Source organism: Arthrobacter sp. TE12232 (assembly GCF_054062615.1).
This window is the reverse complement of the sequence record NZ_JBSSFK010000001.1, coordinates 606,365-621,321: the sequence shown is the minus strand read 5'-3', so window position 1 is coordinate 621,321 and position 14,957 is coordinate 606,365. Positions and strand designations below refer to the sequence as shown.

Genomic DNA, 14,957 nt, shown 5'->3' with positions numbered 1-14,957 from the left:
GCGGCCGCCTCACCCTCCCGCCGACAGCCCGTCCCTTGACGGACATCAGTGACTGACATCAAGGAAGTTGGTAAACAAGTGACAATCTCAGCAGCAGAAGGCTTCGCCGTCCGCAGAGCCCAGAGCCACCGCATCGATCCCTCGATACTGCCGCCCAAAGGCCAATTCATCCGCGGCCGGTTCATTCCCTCAAACACCGACGCCACCACCCAGCTGGAAGACCCGGCGACCGGCAATCCGCCGACCACCGTGGCCGCCGGCAGCGTGGAAGACGCAGACGCCGCCGTGGCCGCCGCAGTGGACGCCAAGGACGCCTGGGCACACACAACCCCCAGGGAACGCTCCGATGCCCTGCACCGCATCGCCAACATCATCGAAGCGAACCGCGGACTCCTTGAAGAACTGGAATCGGCCAACACCGGCAAACCCGCGGCCGTCGCCGAAGACGATATCTCCAGCACCATCTACACCTTCCGGTTCACCGCAGGGGCTACCCGTTCCCTGACCTCCCTGGCTGCAGGAGACTACGCAACCGGGCACACGTCCGTGATCTTCCGCGAGCCAGTCGGCGTGGTCGGGGTCATCACACCATGGAACTACCCGCTGCTCATGGCCGCGTGGAAAATCGCGCCCGTCCTTGGCGCAGAAAACACCCTGGTCCTGAAACCCTCCGAACAAACGACACTGACCACCCTCAAGCTCGCAAATCCGGTTCAGTAGATCCAGCTCGCCGTAGTTTCGTAGCGGTGGTTACCCATGGCCTGGCCGACGATATGCCAGTTCTTATGCTCCACGTGGGCGCCGTCGTTTTTGTTCCCTGACCAAAACCGGGTGAACGTCTCCGATACGCGCTTCCCGGGCGATCGCCACTTTCTTCTCAACCAATTGGTCATGGATCGATCGATGTACGAGCAAACACGAACCCGCGATGCATGTCTGTCCTGTAGCGGCGAGAATGCCGGCGATCACGCCCACTGCCGCCGCCTCCAGATCAGCATCTTCGAACACGATATTCGGGGATTTACCGTCCAGCACCAATGACACGTGCTTGAAGTCTCTGGCAGCGCTCTCGTAGATCTTCTGTCCCGCAAGCTCTGAACCCCTGAAGGCAACCTTGGCCGTGTCAGAGTGGCCGACCAGTGGCCATGCCTGATCACAGCCATCGTCGTAGTTCCCCAGACACACGGAGCAGTAACGTCGCGATAACGTTCATGTTCAGATAATCAAGGCTGAACGTTCAGGGCCCCATAGGGTACGACCAGCGGAGGCGATCCGAGTTGACGCAAGAGGAAACCGCGCTACCAAATCAGACGCAAGTGCGCGAAGCAAACATCTATACACTTTCTGGCAAAGGGATACAAGTCACTTTCTTTAGCACCGGACTCGATGGTCAACCATCACTTAGCTACCATGACACGCACCTCGCCAAGACGTTCAAAGGCGAGGAAATCCGTCTCGTTCCGGCCGAGAACGGTCAGCTCGCTAGCGTTTCGCGCGAAACGTCCACTGATTTGGGTTACACGTCTTTCACCCTGCTTGTCCCGCGGGTGAATTTGATTCCCGGCCAGAATGCTCACATCACGACGTTGGGAATCACAGGTACGCACCGTCTGACAATCACTACTCCGGCCTTGGGGCAGCTCGACTCTTACGAAGTAACTCGGTTTTCCGGAACGGCGAGCTACGCAGATTTTTAGCACGCTTCAGCAGCGCCGGTGCGTGGACAACTCGGGTCAGGGTGAGATATCAGCCCATGGCTCACACTCTTGGCAGCTCATGCGTGCAACCACTCCGGTGTGCTTGCAACAGGCGACGCCCGGGACAACCGACGTGCAAGAGAGGGGATCTTCTTCCATGAACTCGACAACCATACCGCCAGCGGCGACGCAGCCCGAGGACCACGGCCGCACTCCGATGAACATGCCGACGCCGGTTACCTTCATCGAACTCCTTGCTGCTCGCACCGGAGTCATGTTGAGGAGCGTCGTCCCTGCAGCGACGCCACAGCGCGTCGATCAGGCATCCCTCAGCAGCGCAGACCAGCAGCGCTTCATCGACGCTGTCGACACGCTCAACCTGCCTGATCAGACCGGAATCAGTGCTTTTGGCCGGCTCGTTGCAGTGCACTCGGACATGGGTCATCGGATGCACGCCATGGGCGGAGCTGATCCAGCAACGGACCCTGGCCAGCAGCGCTTCCTCTCCTGGCACCGGGTGTACTTGTATGAATTCGAACAGCTCTTGCAGACCGTGCATCCCGACATCACCATTCCATACTGGGACTGGAGCAGCCCCGCCGAACAGGCGGTGCCGGGATGGCTGGTAAACGTGCGGCCGGTTGTCAACGTCCCTCGGCCCGGCCCCGGGCGGATCACGGTAACTCGGTTCCCCGGCACGATGGGCTTCACCCTGACTGATGTCATAGGAGGCGCCGTTGATGCGAGCATCGCGTCGCTGGCCACTGTTGAGAACGCTACCGACTTCACGAGCTTCGCTAGCGGGCTTGAGTCCATCCACGACCTCGTCCATGTGTGGGTCGGCGGGCGGAGGGGCACTATGGGCAGGCTCGACCGAGCTCCGGCTGACCCGCTGTTCTGGATGCACCACGCCAACATTGACCGTCTGTGGTTCCAGTGGCAGAAAAGTCCGCAGGGCCAAGGACAGCGGCCGAACCTGCAGGGCGGTGACATGATCATGGATCCGTGGGCCTTCACCGACAGCGACACCGAGGACCTGGCCACCTTCAAGTACACGTATCCGTAGCCAGCCTGTCGATAGCGTACCGGAAGCCGACAAGGCCTCCGGCTGTAGGGTCGCCCGGCTGCCTCTATATTCGTTTCCTCGAGAGGTTTGTTGGTCCGCTCGGCGCCCGGCGGACGAGGATCGTCGGGTCGGCCTTGGTGACGAAGCGTTCGGACTAACACCCACGGGCGGTCCCGTACTCGTGGCAGCACGGTGGATCCATATCGCTGGCAAGCGACACTCAGATAACCACGACGGAAGAAGGAAGGGATTTAGATGGTCGACTGGTCCAAGGCAACCGAGGCCGAAGAGGCTGTGGTCCGGGCGTTGGAAGAGCAAGCGCCCAAGACAGCGCAGTCGCTGAACCTCCAGAGCTGCACGATCCTCGAACAGGAGTACGCCGACGCCGTTGCCGAACTGCAGGCTTGTTGGCAGGACAACGACGCGCCTCACCATGCATGTCAAGCTCTCGCTGTCCAGGTCCGCAACTTGAGGCAGAGGCTCCTCGCTGCCGGTTGCCCCCTACCTCCCAACGCATCGTCCTAAGAAAACTGGAGAGGGAGAGGCGGCACGAAATGGCGCCAAACATGGGCAACCTCGCGGGAACCTGGAAGATGGACCACGACGGCTGGAAGGGAACGCTGGTGATAAATCCCTCTGACCAAGCATTCAACGAGGTCGATGGACTGTGCGTGTACCACGGCTTCACCATCGACGGAACATGGACTGGCAACGACGGGGTTCCCTTGGCGGTCAACGGCTCGTTTGGAGGACGTGACCTCAACCGCCGGGCCGGGGAGCAGTGCCCGGCATCCGACCATAAGACGGTCTTTACGATCTCTTTTCCGGGCGTTCCCCCACAGGTCTTCGAGGGCTACATCTTCACGCATGAGACTGGCCGGATGGCCGGCCTTACGTGGTGGCAAGGCATGCCGTTCGCCTGGAACGCAGCCAGGACTGGATGACCCAGATCATACCCAGGCGAACACCGCCCTCGCGGGCTGTCAGCGGAACGCAGGCAGCCCGCGCAGTGTGAGCCGTAGCGGTCCTTTGGGTTTAGAACTCAAGACCAGTGCATGAGTTCTAAACCCAAAGGAACGCTGGTGCTGATTGATTCGCCACCAACGAAGAGGATGAGGGCATTTGGGCCCGGACCCTAGGGCCAGTTCTAAAGGCGCTCAGATCACTCCTTTTGCTTTACAACACCGCAGGATACGGCGGGGCATTGACATCCCTTGCCGAATTGCGGATCCTCGTGGCTAGGAGTGTTCCAGCTCGCAGTGACGCTGGCCCGGGGGGTACCAATGGTGAGCGGCGACTTTTGCCATTTTCAGCTGAGCCTGTTCCAGTCGTGGAAACTCAGCAGGGACTCGTGCATCGTGCATGTTGCGGCGCGTCAGCAAAGGCTCATTACCGCCTTGGCCATTCATGGTCCGCGTCCTCGAAGCTACCTGGTCGGGCTCTTGTGGCCTGAGAGCCGCGAGGCTCGGGCCTTGGAGAGTTTGCGTGTGAGCATGCACCTGGTGTCCCGGCAGGCACCGGGCCTGTTGGTCAACGGGGGCGCCGAGCTATCGCTGAGTGATTTGGTGGACGTCGACTTGCACCGGGTCCGGTCCTGTCTGCGAGAGCTGAGCCAATCCGGGGCTGACGGGGCGGCTGCTTCCTCCCTGAACCTCTTACGCGAGGCCGAACTGCTCCCGGGCTGGTATGACGATTGGGTGCTCTTTGAACAGAGCAGATTGCGGCAGGACCGGCTCCACGCGTTCCACATCATTGCTCGCGAATCGCTGGCACGCGGCGACTTTGAGATTGCCCTGGAAGCCTCGGAGGCAGCCCTTGAACTCGAACCGCTCTATGAAAGTGCGGTAGGCCTTCTCATTCAGGCTCAAAGGAGCCAGGGTAACAATGCCGCCGCGCTTCGGGCCTTCGAAAAGTATCGAGCGAAGCTGAACGAGGATATGGGCCTTGTACCGTCGGAAGGCATCCGGCGCCTACTCGCTGACGTTTTGTGAGAACCTGGTGCGTTACCCGGTCGGCTTCGGCCGCGCTACATCGTTCCGGTGGCAACAATGCGACAACCGGGGTGAAGCTTTCGCTTTGCGGTATCGGGGCGAGTTCCTAATCATCAGGGAGGTCGTCGAGCCAACGGTTCACCGCTGCGACTACTTCCGCCCGGCCGCGAGCATAAGCAACCGTGGGTTCGTTGCCTTCCGCCGATCCGGCGATGATCCGTGCACGGAAGGGTTCGGGACTTTCCGTGTCCCTCCAGACCCGAATGACCAAGCTTGCCTGGATGGGTGCACCACCGCTTGGCCCATCCGGGCCGCCGGAGCCCCCGCACTCAACCCTGCCCATCAAATCAGCTCCCTGGGCTGTTTAGGAGTTTTCGGACAGCGGATTAGTGGTTTTTCTACGCTGCCGTGGCCGGCTGCTGGTAACTATAGTGGACTTCATTCGGCCGTCGGTAGTTGAGCGCCGAATGGCGCCTGCGGCTGTTGTAGAACCCCTCGATGTAGCGGATGATGTCCTTTCGGGCACGTTCCTTGGTGGCATACGTCGTGCGGTACACCCGCTCGTTTTTCAGGGCCGAGAAGAAAGTCTCCGCCTGGCTGTTGTCCCAGCAAATCCCGGGTTTCCCCATGGATGACCGCATACCCAGCCCGGTGACCAGGAAAGACGCCGAGGTATAAACGCTTCCGCGGTCGGAATGCCAGATCGCGTTGGGCTCGATTCGGGTCGTTGCGGCGGCGTTGGACAGGGCCCGTTCCACGAGCTCGGAGCGCATGTGGTCCTCGATCGCCCATCCGACGATCTTCTTCGAATAGCAGTCGATGACCGTGGCCAGGTAGATGAACCCCTGCCACGTGTGCACATAGGTGATGTCCCCGACGAACTTGAAGCCAGGACGAGCGGCGGTGAAGTCGCGTTTGACCAGATCGGGCATGGCCCCGGCCGCTGCGGCGTCGGCGACCGTCGTGGTCCTGAAGGGCCGTGGCTGGCACGGTATCAGGGTCTCTTGCCGCATAATCTGGCGCACCAGCTCCGGGGAACACTCGATGCCCTCGCCGACCAGGTCCGCGTGGATCCGGCGGTACCCGTAGGTCCCGTCTGATTCTTTGAAGAAATGCCGCACACGGGCGGCCAGTGCCTGTCTGCGGGCCGCGGTGGCCGAGACCGGGCGGGATCGCCAGTGGTAGAACCCCGAGCGGGAGACCTCCAGCCAGAGGCACATCGTCAACACCGCCGGCGCCTTCGGCGTTGCCGCGTAGGAGTCGATGAATTCATACTTCGCCACTACCGTGGTTCCCTCGCGAAGTATGCGGCCGTTTTTTTAGGAACGCGGCCTCCGCCTTCAGTTCCTGGTTTTCACGTTCCAGTTCCTTGAGCCGGGCACGTTCGGAGACGTTCAGCCCCGGCTCCGTTTCGGCGCCGCCAGACGCTTCCCTGTACTTCTTCAGCCAATTACGCAGCGTCTCGGCACCCACGCCGTATTCGGTGGCGACGGTCTTGATGGGCTTGGACGACTCGATGACTTCGCGGCACAGTTCATCCTTGAATTCCTGACTGAACCTGCGACGGGTTGATGACATTCTGGTGATTCCTCATTCCGGTAATCCCCATCATTTCATGGGGTACCACTGTCCGAAATCTCCAGAGCAGCCCACAGAGCGTCTACGTGATTTACTGATAGCCAGCTGACCTCGGGTGTTGCATCGACCCCTGGAATTCGCCTCAGAGCACCCTTTCCCTGCTTAAACACACCATCCCGACAGGCCGCCATGAAAACCTGAGGCTAGCCGGCCTCCTGTGGCCCGAGAGTCGGGCCATGGAGAGCCTGCGGGTGAGCATGCAAACCGTGCGCGTAACGCTCCGGTAACGCTCGTCGTACTACATTGGCTTGACCGAAAGAATACGACGGAGTACCGGTAATGGAAAACAACAAAGTTGGGTGTTCGGCTGAGACTCGGGACTGTGACGGGGGCGCGGGCTGGGGGCCGGGAATGGGCGGGGGTGGCGGCCCCGACGCAGGAATCGGTGGGACCGCCGACGCAGGAACCGGTGGTAGCACTGGGCGGGGCGGAGGCGGCGGCGCTGATCATGTTCCCGGTACCGGGTGCCACCCTAATTCTTCAGAATTTCGCGATGTCGCAAACGTTCGCCATGCGAAAATTGCGCAACTCGCTTTCAAGATATGCGAAGATCAAGGTGGGAAGGCGAATATCAACACTGAGCCGCCCGATGAAGCCAGTGGTGAATGGCGAGTGAGAAGCGTGACATGCACCTGGGAGGACATAGGTGTCGTTGATGAAATCTCGACGCCGACCACCTTGGAATGCTGGAATTCGACATTCTGATGTCTGAGCAAACACTTTCTGAAATCCTCCATCGCGCGAGTACCGCTAAGAAGCCGGTGTTGCTGTACTTCGCCGCGGGGGTCCGGTCTTACTCGGCCGTCAGCCGCAAGCTTGAGAAATGCATGTTGAGTGACATAGTTGTCCGAGCGATCGCGGACAACTATGTGTTCCACGTCTACCGCCAGACGATTGGAACCGGGGTGGAGGCGAGCACCAGCTTGGGTGTCCGAACCCTGAACCCGATCTTGATAGTCCTAACTTTCGAGGGAGACGTCGCGCGGCGCTGGGTGATCGAGTCCGTCAACCAAGTACCTGCCCTGCCTCAGGAGCTCGCAGCCTCCCTGGCTGTCTGGGCACGTCAAGCCACGACGACGTCGGTGGAAGTATTTCAAGCGGGCGAATTGCCAAACGCATCCATCGAGCTTTTGATCGAGGCGGCCGAAAGGGCATGGGGCTCAGGTAACGTCCCACAAACAGCGAAGTGGCTGTCAAAGATCACCGAAACCGGGAGCGCGCCGTCAAAGAAAGTAGCTGCTCGCGCGTCATGGCTGCAACTCGTAATCGAATCGTCTGAGAAGACGCGTGGAGTTTGGCAGGAAGCAGCGAAGAACTACCTCACTGAATTCCCAGCGCACGGGCTTCCAGCCATCCGGATGCTCGCAGCGGCCGGAGCCCCCTTCGATGAGTTGGATGAACACACGGCAACGCTTCTCGCGACAGCCAAAGCGTCAGGCGTCAGTCTCGACCTCAACACGATTGCCTACGAAGCGCTGGCGCTCGGCGCAACCGGCGGTGCCCTTCAGGCAGCTGAGCTCCAAACAAAGGACTTCCCAGGGCAGCCGAATTCGTGGGACACTTTGGCGCACGTCCAAGCAGCAAGGGGAGAATTTGCGGCGGCTGTTGAGACTGCTCTGCACGGGCTTGAAGTCGCGACCGAAAGCGATCCCATCAGATGCGTTTTGCAACAGACACTTGGTGACGCGCAGAACCGATCCCCGGGGGAAGTGCGCCCGATCTGCCAACGAAAGTTGAGTAGAAATTTCATGGCCATCCCCGGAGAGGACCCGCTCTTTGTTGATCCGTGGCCCTCAGTCGTTGTGCGCCAAGCTCTGCACGAACCCCTGTGGGAGGTGGTGCAGGAACATGCCTCACTTCTACCCGAGGTTGTGGCGCTACGCATTCATTTCGGCAGTACAGGCGAAGACCTCAGTCTTGCAGCCCTGTCACCCGGGATCTCTTCTGACACCGCCCAGATGGTGGCAGATAAGGTCGCTGCATTGCATCCTCCTCTGCCTTTGCCTGATTTGGACATGGTATTCACGTTCAAAACACCAAACTGACACCTTCCTGCGATCAGCAAAGGTGATGAACGTGCGGAAGCGACCAGGAGTCAAGATGGCTACTTCTCCCTAGAGGCGTCGTCACTAGGGCCATTTGGCTCGGATTCCAGGGCAAGTTTAATGGCGGTTGCTGTTGTGTCCGAGCTGTCAGGTGCCGAGGTCACGCTACTCTACTTCACAAAACTGGCACATCCGGCCGGGCATTGACATGCCCAGCCGGAATGCGGATGCTCGTGGCTAGGACTGTTCCAGCTCGCAGTCACGCTGGATTGGGGGTACCAATGGGAAGCGGCGACTTTTGCCATTTTCAGCTGAGCCTTTTCCAATCATGGAAACTCCACAGGGACTCGTGCAGTGTGCATGTTGCGGCGCGTCAACAGCGGCTCATCACTGCCTTGGCTATCCACGGTCCCCGCCCTCGAAGTTACCTGGTTGGGCTCCTGTGGCCGGAGAGCCGTGAGAGCCGGGCCCTGGAGAGCCTGCGCGTGAGCATGCACCTGGTCTCACGACAGGTCCCGGGCCTGTTGGTCAACGGGGGCGCCGAGCTTTCTCTTAGCGATTTGGTGGACGTTGATCTGCACCGGGTCCGGGAGTGCCTTAGGGAGCTGAGCCAAACCGGGCTCAACGGGAACGCCGCTTCGTCCCTAAACCTACTGCGCGATGCGGAACTGCTGCCGGGCTGGTATGACGATTGGGTGTTCTTTGAACAGAGCAGATTGCGACAGGATCGGCTCCACGCGTTCCACATCATTGCCCGCGAGTCGCTGGCGCGCTGCGACTTTGAGGTTGCCTTGGAAGCGTCGGAGGCAGCCGTTGAACTTGAACCGCTCTATGAAAGTGCGGTTGGGCTTCTCATTCAGGCTCAAAGGCAGCAGGGCAACAATGCTGCCGCGCTTCGGGCCTTCGAAGCGTATCGAGCGAAGCTGAAGGAGGACTTGAGTCTTGCTCCGTCGGAGGGCATTCGGCGGCTCGTCGCTGACGTTTTGTAGGCGCAGGATTGGCTAGTCGGAATCGGGCAAGTTTCTAATCGTCAGGCAGGATGTTTAGCCAACGGTTCACCGCTGCGATGACTCCCGCCCGGTCGTGAGCATAACTAATTGTGTGTTCGTCACCGTTCGGTGATCCCGCAATGATCCGGGCACGGAAGGGTTCGGGGCTTTCCGTGTCCCTCCAGACTCGAATCACCAAGGTTGCCTGGATAAGCGGGCCACCGTTCGGGCCGCCATTCGGGCCGCCATTCTCGCCCTCGGAGCCCCACGACTTTGCGTTGTCTTCCACAATCAGCTCCTCTCGATCCGGCCATAGAGTGGCTCCTTCGATCTGGCTCACCACCGCTGGCGGCTTGGTCTCGCGCAGTCTCTCAGACCAATCTCAAGTTTTTCTGGTACTTCCTCGATATTGGCATGTCCCATGACGCCGGCTTTCCATAGCCCTTATGGCGTACAGTGCCCAAAGTGCGATTTTCAGTATCAGCCAAACCAAATTGCGGTAGCAATGGTGCGACGGAATCACAGCAGGGCCAGGCTCGTTCCGTCGGACCGATGTGGATGGCTCCGCGCCAGGGACGTCGTCAAACTACGCGGCGCCTAAGAGGAAGGGCGAATTCGGGGGTGTTGACACTGTCCACACTTTGGGCTTCGGATCGGTTCGTACTGGGGTCGGATCGGGCCGGATTCCGCATGTTTTCGCGGGTTCCCGGTGTTTGCGGCGGCTGGAATGCAGTTCGAGTCCCACCTCGGGCACAGTGTTTCCGCAGGTCAGCGGCTTGTTGTCTTGTTGCTGTTGACAAAGCTTGACTTTTTGAAGTTTGCGTGGGTGATCTCCCTTCTTTTGGCGGCTTAGGGCGGCCGATGAGGTATCCCTCGGCGGGCCGGAGACGCCGGAACTTGGAAGCAGTCTTCGATGGGAACTTTGGCCGGACACCGGGAAACGAAACCGGTGGCACGCCAGCGTACCGCGGGTAAGCTCGGCCGAGCGGGACAGGGGCACTGCAGGTCCGGGATTTAGAAGCCGCCGGCGTCTCCAGGAGTCAGCTGTGTGCTGCGCACCTCCGTCCCCGCAACCGCCCCCGATCTGTCGGGGCATCCCACTAGAGTGTTTTCTTATAGGAGAACACGCTGACCAACAAGCTCGAGCGGAGGCGACGATTGAGCCCCGGCTCGTTATGAAGGGCGACGACGACAAGCCGTTCATCCAGGGCGAGTTCTTCGTCGCCGCGTACCAGCGCGGCTACCGGTGGGGACGCGACGAAGTGCGTCAACTTTTAGAGGACATCAAGACCCACAAGGGTGAAGCTGGCGGGGGCGCGCCCACCGCCTATTACCTCCAGCCGGTCGTCGTGTTGAAGCGCGATGGTGTGAGCTGGGAGCTCGTCGACGGCCAGCAGCGCCTAACAACCCTGTTCCTGATCACGAAGTACGTCGCCACGAAGATCGCCGGCTCGAAGTTGGACTATCTGCTTACCTACGAAACGCGACGAGGTAGCCGCGACTTCCTGGATACTCTCGACTTCTCGCGCCGTGACGAGAACATCGACTACTACCACATCGCCCAGGCGTACGAGGTCATCGGAGAGTGGTTCGACGAACAGCCAAACGTCACGCAGGCCGCTATCAATTTCCACACGGCGCTTGCTAACTGGGTTTACGTCATCTGGTAAGAGGCGTCGCCGGGCACCGACGCTACCGCACTTTTTACGCGGCTAAATCGTGATCGCATCCCGCTGACGGACTCCGAGTTGATTAAGGCTCTGGTGCTATCAAACAGCGGCACAACCGGGGGCCAGCCGGGGCGGCAACAGGAGATCGCTGCCCAATGGGACGGGTTCGAGAGGGAACTTCGTGATCCTCAGTTCTGGGCATTCCTTACACGCTCATCGACCGAAAGATCGACGCATATCGACTTCCTCTTCGAGTCCATGACGCCGAAAGCGGGTCTAAGAGAACGGCCCCGCTACTGGACCTTCGGCAAAGTCCAGGAGGATATCGCCGAGCGGGGAACGGCCGCCTTTTGGCGGGACGTCGTCGAGCGCCACGGACTGCTGACGGGGTGGTTCCAAGACCGCTATCTCTACCACCGGATTGGCTACCTCATCCAGGTCGGTGACTCGATCCAAGAACTCATCGACTTATCCCGATCCCGGACGCACTCGGTCTTCCGAGAGGCGCTCGTTGAGCGAACGCGCAAGCGCCTTGGTCTTAGTACTGACAAGGTTTCCCTCCTGCGCTACGGGAAGGATAACGGCAAGTGCACCGAGGTTCTGCTCCTCATGAATGTTGAGACCGTGCTCGACAGCAGCGACATCGGGAGCCGCTTCTCGTTCCACGCCTATGTCGATAACTGGTCACTGGAGCACATCCACGCACAAAACTCCGAGGCCTTCGAGAAGGAGACCGAGCGTCGAGACTGGCTGCGCTCGCACAAGAAGAAGATCGAAGAGTGTCACTGGCCACCAGATCAGCGTGCCGGTGTGGACGGGATCATCAACAAGATCAACGCTCATCTGGCCATGGCCGACGGTAAGACCGATGAGCGGAGTTTCGACGGGATCTTCCGGCAGGTCCTGGCGCTGTTCAGCGCTCCTGACACTGACGCCACCGATGACGACACGCACGGACTCGGCAATCTGGCGCTGCTCCAACGCGACCTCAACAGCAAGCTGAACAACGCGGTCTTCGCCCTCAAACGCGAACAGGTGATCGGGCTTGACCAGGATGGGGCCCACATCCTGCCCTGCACCCGCAACGTCTTCCTGAAGTACTACACGGCCGCGGCCGACCAGCAACTCTCTCTGTGGGGTCCCCAGGATCAGGCAAACTACGTTACTGCGTTGATCGACAAGGTGGAGCGCTTTCTGATCGGCGAGAGCTCTTTCGCTAACGAGGTCCACGCATGAAGGGTTACCCAGTCACGTTCCTCGGTCTATTCGACGAAGCCGTCGGAGACCGTCCAGGCGTCACTGAGATCGAGATCCCGATCATTCAACGTGGCTTCGCGCAAGGGAGAGCTGACGAGGAGGTCAGTGCCCTCCGGGACCGCTTCCTTGACAAGGTCATCGAAGCCGTCACGACTGACAGGCACATGGGTCTCGACTTCGTGTACGGCGACGTTCAAGCCGGAGTCCTGCAGCCACTCGACGGTCAACAACGCCTCACTACCCTGTTCTTGCTGCATTGGTACGTCGCTTCGCGAGCAGATAAGCCCGACCCGGACGCCCCTTGGCTGCGCTTCTCGTATTCGATCCGGCCCACAGCTAGAGACTTCACCCAGACAATCGCCAACAACGCGTATCCCGGCGGGTTGGCCTCTCCATCGGCCTGGATCAGCGACCAGCCGTGGTACGTCTACCCATGGCGCCACGACCCGACCATCGCTTCGATGCTGGTCGTCCTCGACGCGATCCATCGGAGGCTCGACTCGCGCACCGACGAAATCGACGCGATCTGGGACCGGCTCGCCGCTCGCCCCGCCGACGTCCAGAACAGTGCCATCTGGTTCTTGTTCCTCCCAGTCGTTGATATCGCCCACGGCGAAGACCTCTATATCAAGATGAACTCGCGTGGGAAGCAACTGACGACGTTTGAAGTCTTTAAGGCGGACTTCGAAAGCATCATCAAGTCAGCCGACCCTGGCAGCTACAAGCACCTCGTCGACAGCATCGACGGCGCCTGGGCCGACCTGCTCTGGGAGTACGAGAAGCGGGCGGCGAGCGACTACACGATCGACGACGAGTTTGAGCGGTACCTCACTTTCATCATCGAAATCTGCGAGTGGCGCGACGGGAGGTCTGACCGAAAGTGGCACGACAAGCAGGCACGAAGGCTTTGGCCGATCGAGGAACGAGCCCGACTCGCATTCGCCGACCCCGACAACGAATATGCCACTCGGAATCTAAACTTCTTCTTCCACGCGTTCGATACGTGGATTCGCGCCGACCCCGTCACCAATATCAGAGTTCCTTCCGACCCGAGCGTCGAGTTCAGCAAGCTGTTCACCGCCGTCGGCGTCGGGGAAGGACCGGTTCCGCTCTTCTCCACAACGCCTGTTCTGTTAGGCGGCTGCATTGTCCGGTATGGAACCGACTTCTCGGCACAAGAGACGCTGCTCCTTTTCGGAGTCCTGCTCGCGCGACAGGCCACCGACACAATCAGTCAGGACGAAATTGTCAAGCGCCTGCGTTCTCTACGCAATATCACTGCCGCGTTCCTCGACTTCAATCGCATGCCTGCCTACGTCGCGCAGACCGAGAAGCTGATTGTTCACGGCGAGCTGGAGGATTCAGGAGCTTTCCGAAGCGATTGGGTTGCTGATGAAGTCCTCAAGTGGTCCTTTCTGGAGGAGCACCCAGAAGCCATCGCCGCCGTGCATCAACTCGAAGATCACCCACTGGTACGTGGACGCTTCATGGCGTTCGAGCTCGATGCGGCCACGCTGGAAGCACGGGCTGAGGCGTTCGCAGACGTGAGCCGACCGGAACTGCGTGACCTGCTGGGAGCCGCTTTGCTCACCAAAGGGGACTACTCACGCGGTGTTGGTTGGGAGGGAAGGCGTCGCCAGCTCGGAAGTTCCCAAAAGGACGACTCCTGGACTGACATGCTCACCACGGGGTCTCGGGCGAATCTAGCCAACATCCGCGAGCCGCTGGGGGCTCTGCTGGAAGACGTCGCCACGCGGGCGGAGACCGGCACGAACCAGCCGAGCAACGCCCTCGAAGCGATCTGTGCCCAGTGGCTCGCTGAACGCGAGTCCCGCAACTTCTACGACTGGCGCTACTACCTTCTCCGCTACGCCGGCGCCCGTAGCTCGAAGGGCGATGGCTACTACCACGGCACATACGACAGCGCGACCGACGGATTCGCTTATCAGCGCCTCCGGATGCTTCGCGGTAGCAACTACAACGCCTATTTCAGCGACGCGCTGCTACGTGCGGCCTGGGTCGACGGCTCACTTGGTTCTGATGCCGAGGAACCAAGCTGGTGGCACCGCGACGACCCAGGCCTCACGCTCAAGAAGTCCCGCATCGAGATTCGCTGTGATGACAACTCTTTCGAACTCATCCTTCCAGACGACCGTGAGACCCTGAGGGGCAAGGTCGCCAAGGCTCTGACGGCGTTCGACTGTGACGACCACTTACGGGTTCTGGTCCAGCAGACTCCCGAGAGCGGTCGGCTGGTGGATAGCGAGAACCGGATACAGCTTTGTGTGCGACTGGTGCGCGCCTTGGCAGTCGAGGGCCTCTGACGCTCACTGCAGAACGCCGTGGCCGCAGTGATTCGCATCCTTCGCTCCAACGTGGCGCACGGTGCAGCCTCGATGACCGCCGTCGAGACCCCGTACGTCATCCACTATTCAAACGGACGAAGCCATGACCCAGGAAAGCCCGAGCTCAAGGAGACCGTGTAGCAGGCTTTCCGGAGCCTGATTATCTCCCTATGCCGGTGATGCCAGCGTGCCGCATCTTCCGTCTTGCGGGGGAATGCCGGGTCGCAATCGGTAGTGACGGCCACCACGCTGTGAGCAT

General features: G+C 60.3%; 15 protein-coding genes. 13 read left to right on the top strand and 2 right to left on the bottom strand.

The window, feature by feature from the left end; all coding sequences use genetic code 11:
• The first annotated feature begins 78 nt into the window (after positions 1 to 78).
• On the top strand, positions 79 to 720 hold the full coding sequence (locus ACVWZ7_RS02790) for an aldehyde dehydrogenase family protein (RefSeq protein WP_456506915.1): 642 nt from the start codon (positions 79 to 81) through the stop codon (positions 718 to 720).
• Between the two features lie 63 nt (positions 721 to 783).
• Here ACVWZ7_RS02790 and ACVWZ7_RS02785 read toward each other — a convergent pair whose 3' ends face one another.
• Positions 784 to 1,185 carry an aldehyde dehydrogenase family protein gene (locus ACVWZ7_RS02785; protein ID WP_456506914.1) on the bottom strand — a complete coding sequence of 134 codons (402 nt, stop codon included), beginning with the start codon at positions 1,183 to 1,185 and terminating at the stop codon, positions 784 to 786.
• 92 nt (positions 1,186 to 1,277) lie between these two features.
• Here ACVWZ7_RS02785 and ACVWZ7_RS02780 point away from each other — a divergent pair, with 92 nt between their 5' ends.
• From ACVWZ7_RS02780 to ACVWZ7_RS02760, 5 genes are all read left to right on the top strand, one after another.
• A complete protein-coding gene (locus ACVWZ7_RS02780) occupies positions 1,278 to 1,697 on the top strand; it encodes a hypothetical protein (RefSeq protein WP_456506913.1) in 420 nt (139 codons plus the stop codon).
• Positions 1,698 to 1,854: 157 nt separating this feature from the next.
• Positions 1,855 to 2,763, top strand: a complete 909-nt coding sequence (locus tag ACVWZ7_RS02775) for a tyrosinase family protein (protein ID WP_456506912.1) — start codon at positions 1,855 to 1,857, stop codon at positions 2,761 to 2,763.
• Between the two features lie 255 nt (positions 2,764 to 3,018).
• On the top strand, positions 3,019 to 3,288 hold the full coding sequence (locus ACVWZ7_RS02770) for a hypothetical protein (RefSeq protein WP_456506911.1): 270 nt from the start codon (positions 3,019 to 3,021) through the stop codon (positions 3,286 to 3,288).
• 41 nt (positions 3,289 to 3,329) lie between these two features.
• Positions 3,330 to 3,707, top strand: coding sequence for a hypothetical protein (locus tag ACVWZ7_RS02765; RefSeq protein WP_456506910.1), 378 nt, complete (start codon positions 3,330 to 3,332; stop codon positions 3,705 to 3,707).
• Between the two features lie 549 nt (positions 3,708 to 4,256).
• Positions 4,257 to 4,754, top strand: coding sequence for an AfsR/SARP family transcriptional regulator (locus tag ACVWZ7_RS02760; RefSeq protein WP_456509056.1), 498 nt, complete (start codon positions 4,257 to 4,259; stop codon positions 4,752 to 4,754).
• 398 nt (positions 4,755 to 5,152) lie between these two features.
• Here ACVWZ7_RS02760 and ACVWZ7_RS02755 read toward each other — a convergent pair.
• Positions 5,153 to 6,332, bottom strand: a protein-coding gene (locus tag ACVWZ7_RS02755; protein ID WP_456506909.1) for an IS3 family transposase whose coding sequence is annotated in 2 segments (ribosomal slippage) — positions 5,153 to 6,068 and positions 6,067 to 6,332 — 1,182 coding nt in all. Because the reading frame shifts where the segments join, the coding sequence is not laid out codon by codon here.
• Between the two features lie 445 nt (positions 6,333 to 6,777).
• Between ACVWZ7_RS02755 and ACVWZ7_RS02750 the strand changes: the two genes are divergently transcribed.
• From ACVWZ7_RS02750 to ACVWZ7_RS02720, 7 genes are all read left to right on the top strand, one after another.
• Positions 6,778 to 7,008: a hypothetical protein gene (locus tag ACVWZ7_RS02750; protein ID WP_456506908.1), complete on the top strand. Its 231-nt coding sequence runs from the start codon at positions 6,778 to 6,780 to the stop codon at positions 7,006 to 7,008.
• Between the two features lie 67 nt (positions 7,009 to 7,075).
• Positions 7,076 to 8,437: a hypothetical protein gene (locus ACVWZ7_RS02745; protein WP_456506907.1), complete on the top strand. Its 1,362-nt coding sequence runs from the start codon at positions 7,076 to 7,078 to the stop codon at positions 8,435 to 8,437.
• Positions 8,438 to 8,928: 491 nt separating this feature from the next.
• On the top strand, positions 8,929 to 9,426 hold the full coding sequence (locus tag ACVWZ7_RS02740) for an AfsR/SARP family transcriptional regulator (RefSeq protein ID WP_456509055.1): 498 nt from the start codon (positions 8,929 to 8,931) through the stop codon (positions 9,424 to 9,426).
• Positions 9,427 to 10,601: 1,175 nt separating this feature from the next.
• On the top strand, positions 10,602 to 11,096 hold the full coding sequence (locus ACVWZ7_RS02735; RefSeq protein WP_456506906.1) for a DUF262 domain-containing protein: 495 nt from the start codon (positions 10,602 to 10,604) through the stop codon (positions 11,094 to 11,096).
• Positions 11,097 to 11,174: 78 nt separating this feature from the next.
• Positions 11,175 to 12,332 (top strand): hypothetical protein, encoded by a 1,158-nt coding sequence (locus tag ACVWZ7_RS02730; protein WP_456506905.1) that lies wholly within the window; start codon positions 11,175 to 11,177, stop codon positions 12,330 to 12,332.
• Entirely contained in the window at positions 12,329 to 14,677 is a 2,349-nt protein-coding gene (locus ACVWZ7_RS02725) for a DUF262 domain-containing protein (RefSeq protein ID WP_456506904.1), read from the top strand. Before ACVWZ7_RS02730 ends, ACVWZ7_RS02725 begins: the two co-directional genes overlap by 4 nt.
• A gap of 18 nt (positions 14,678 to 14,695) precedes the next feature.
• A complete protein-coding gene (locus tag ACVWZ7_RS02720) occupies positions 14,696 to 14,839 on the top strand; it encodes a hypothetical protein (protein ID WP_456506903.1) in 144 nt (47 codons plus the stop codon).
• Positions 14,840 to 14,957: the final 118 nt, after the last annotated feature.

What these genes read in the sequence shown, in the direction of transcription:
- ACVWZ7_RS02765 (WP_456506910.1), top strand. Translation starts at nt 3,330, where the DNA reads ATGGGCAACCTCGCGGGAACCTGGAAGATGGACCACGACGGCTGGAAG.
- ACVWZ7_RS02725 (WP_456506904.1), top strand. Translation starts at nt 12,329, where the DNA reads ATGAAGGGTTACCCAGTCACGTTCCTCGGTCTATTCGACGAAGCCGTC.
- ACVWZ7_RS02740 (WP_456509055.1), top strand. Translation starts at nt 8,929, where the DNA reads ATGCACCTGGTCTCACGACAGGTCCCGGGCCTGTTGGTCAACGGGGGC.
- ACVWZ7_RS02770 (WP_456506911.1), top strand. Translation starts at nt 3,019, where the DNA reads ATGGTCGACTGGTCCAAGGCAACCGAGGCCGAAGAGGCTGTGGTCCGG.
- ACVWZ7_RS02735 (WP_456506906.1), top strand. Translation starts at nt 10,602, where the DNA reads ATGAAGGGCGACGACGACAAGCCGTTCATCCAGGGCGAGTTCTTCGTC.
- ACVWZ7_RS02745 (WP_456506907.1), top strand. Translation starts at nt 7,076, where the DNA reads ATGCTGGAATTCGACATTCTGATGTCTGAGCAAACACTTTCTGAAATC.
- ACVWZ7_RS02760 (WP_456509056.1), top strand. Translation starts at nt 4,257, where the DNA reads ATGCACCTGGTGTCCCGGCAGGCACCGGGCCTGTTGGTCAACGGGGGC.
- ACVWZ7_RS02775 (WP_456506912.1), top strand. Translation starts at nt 1,855, where the DNA reads ATGAACTCGACAACCATACCGCCAGCGGCGACGCAGCCCGAGGACCAC.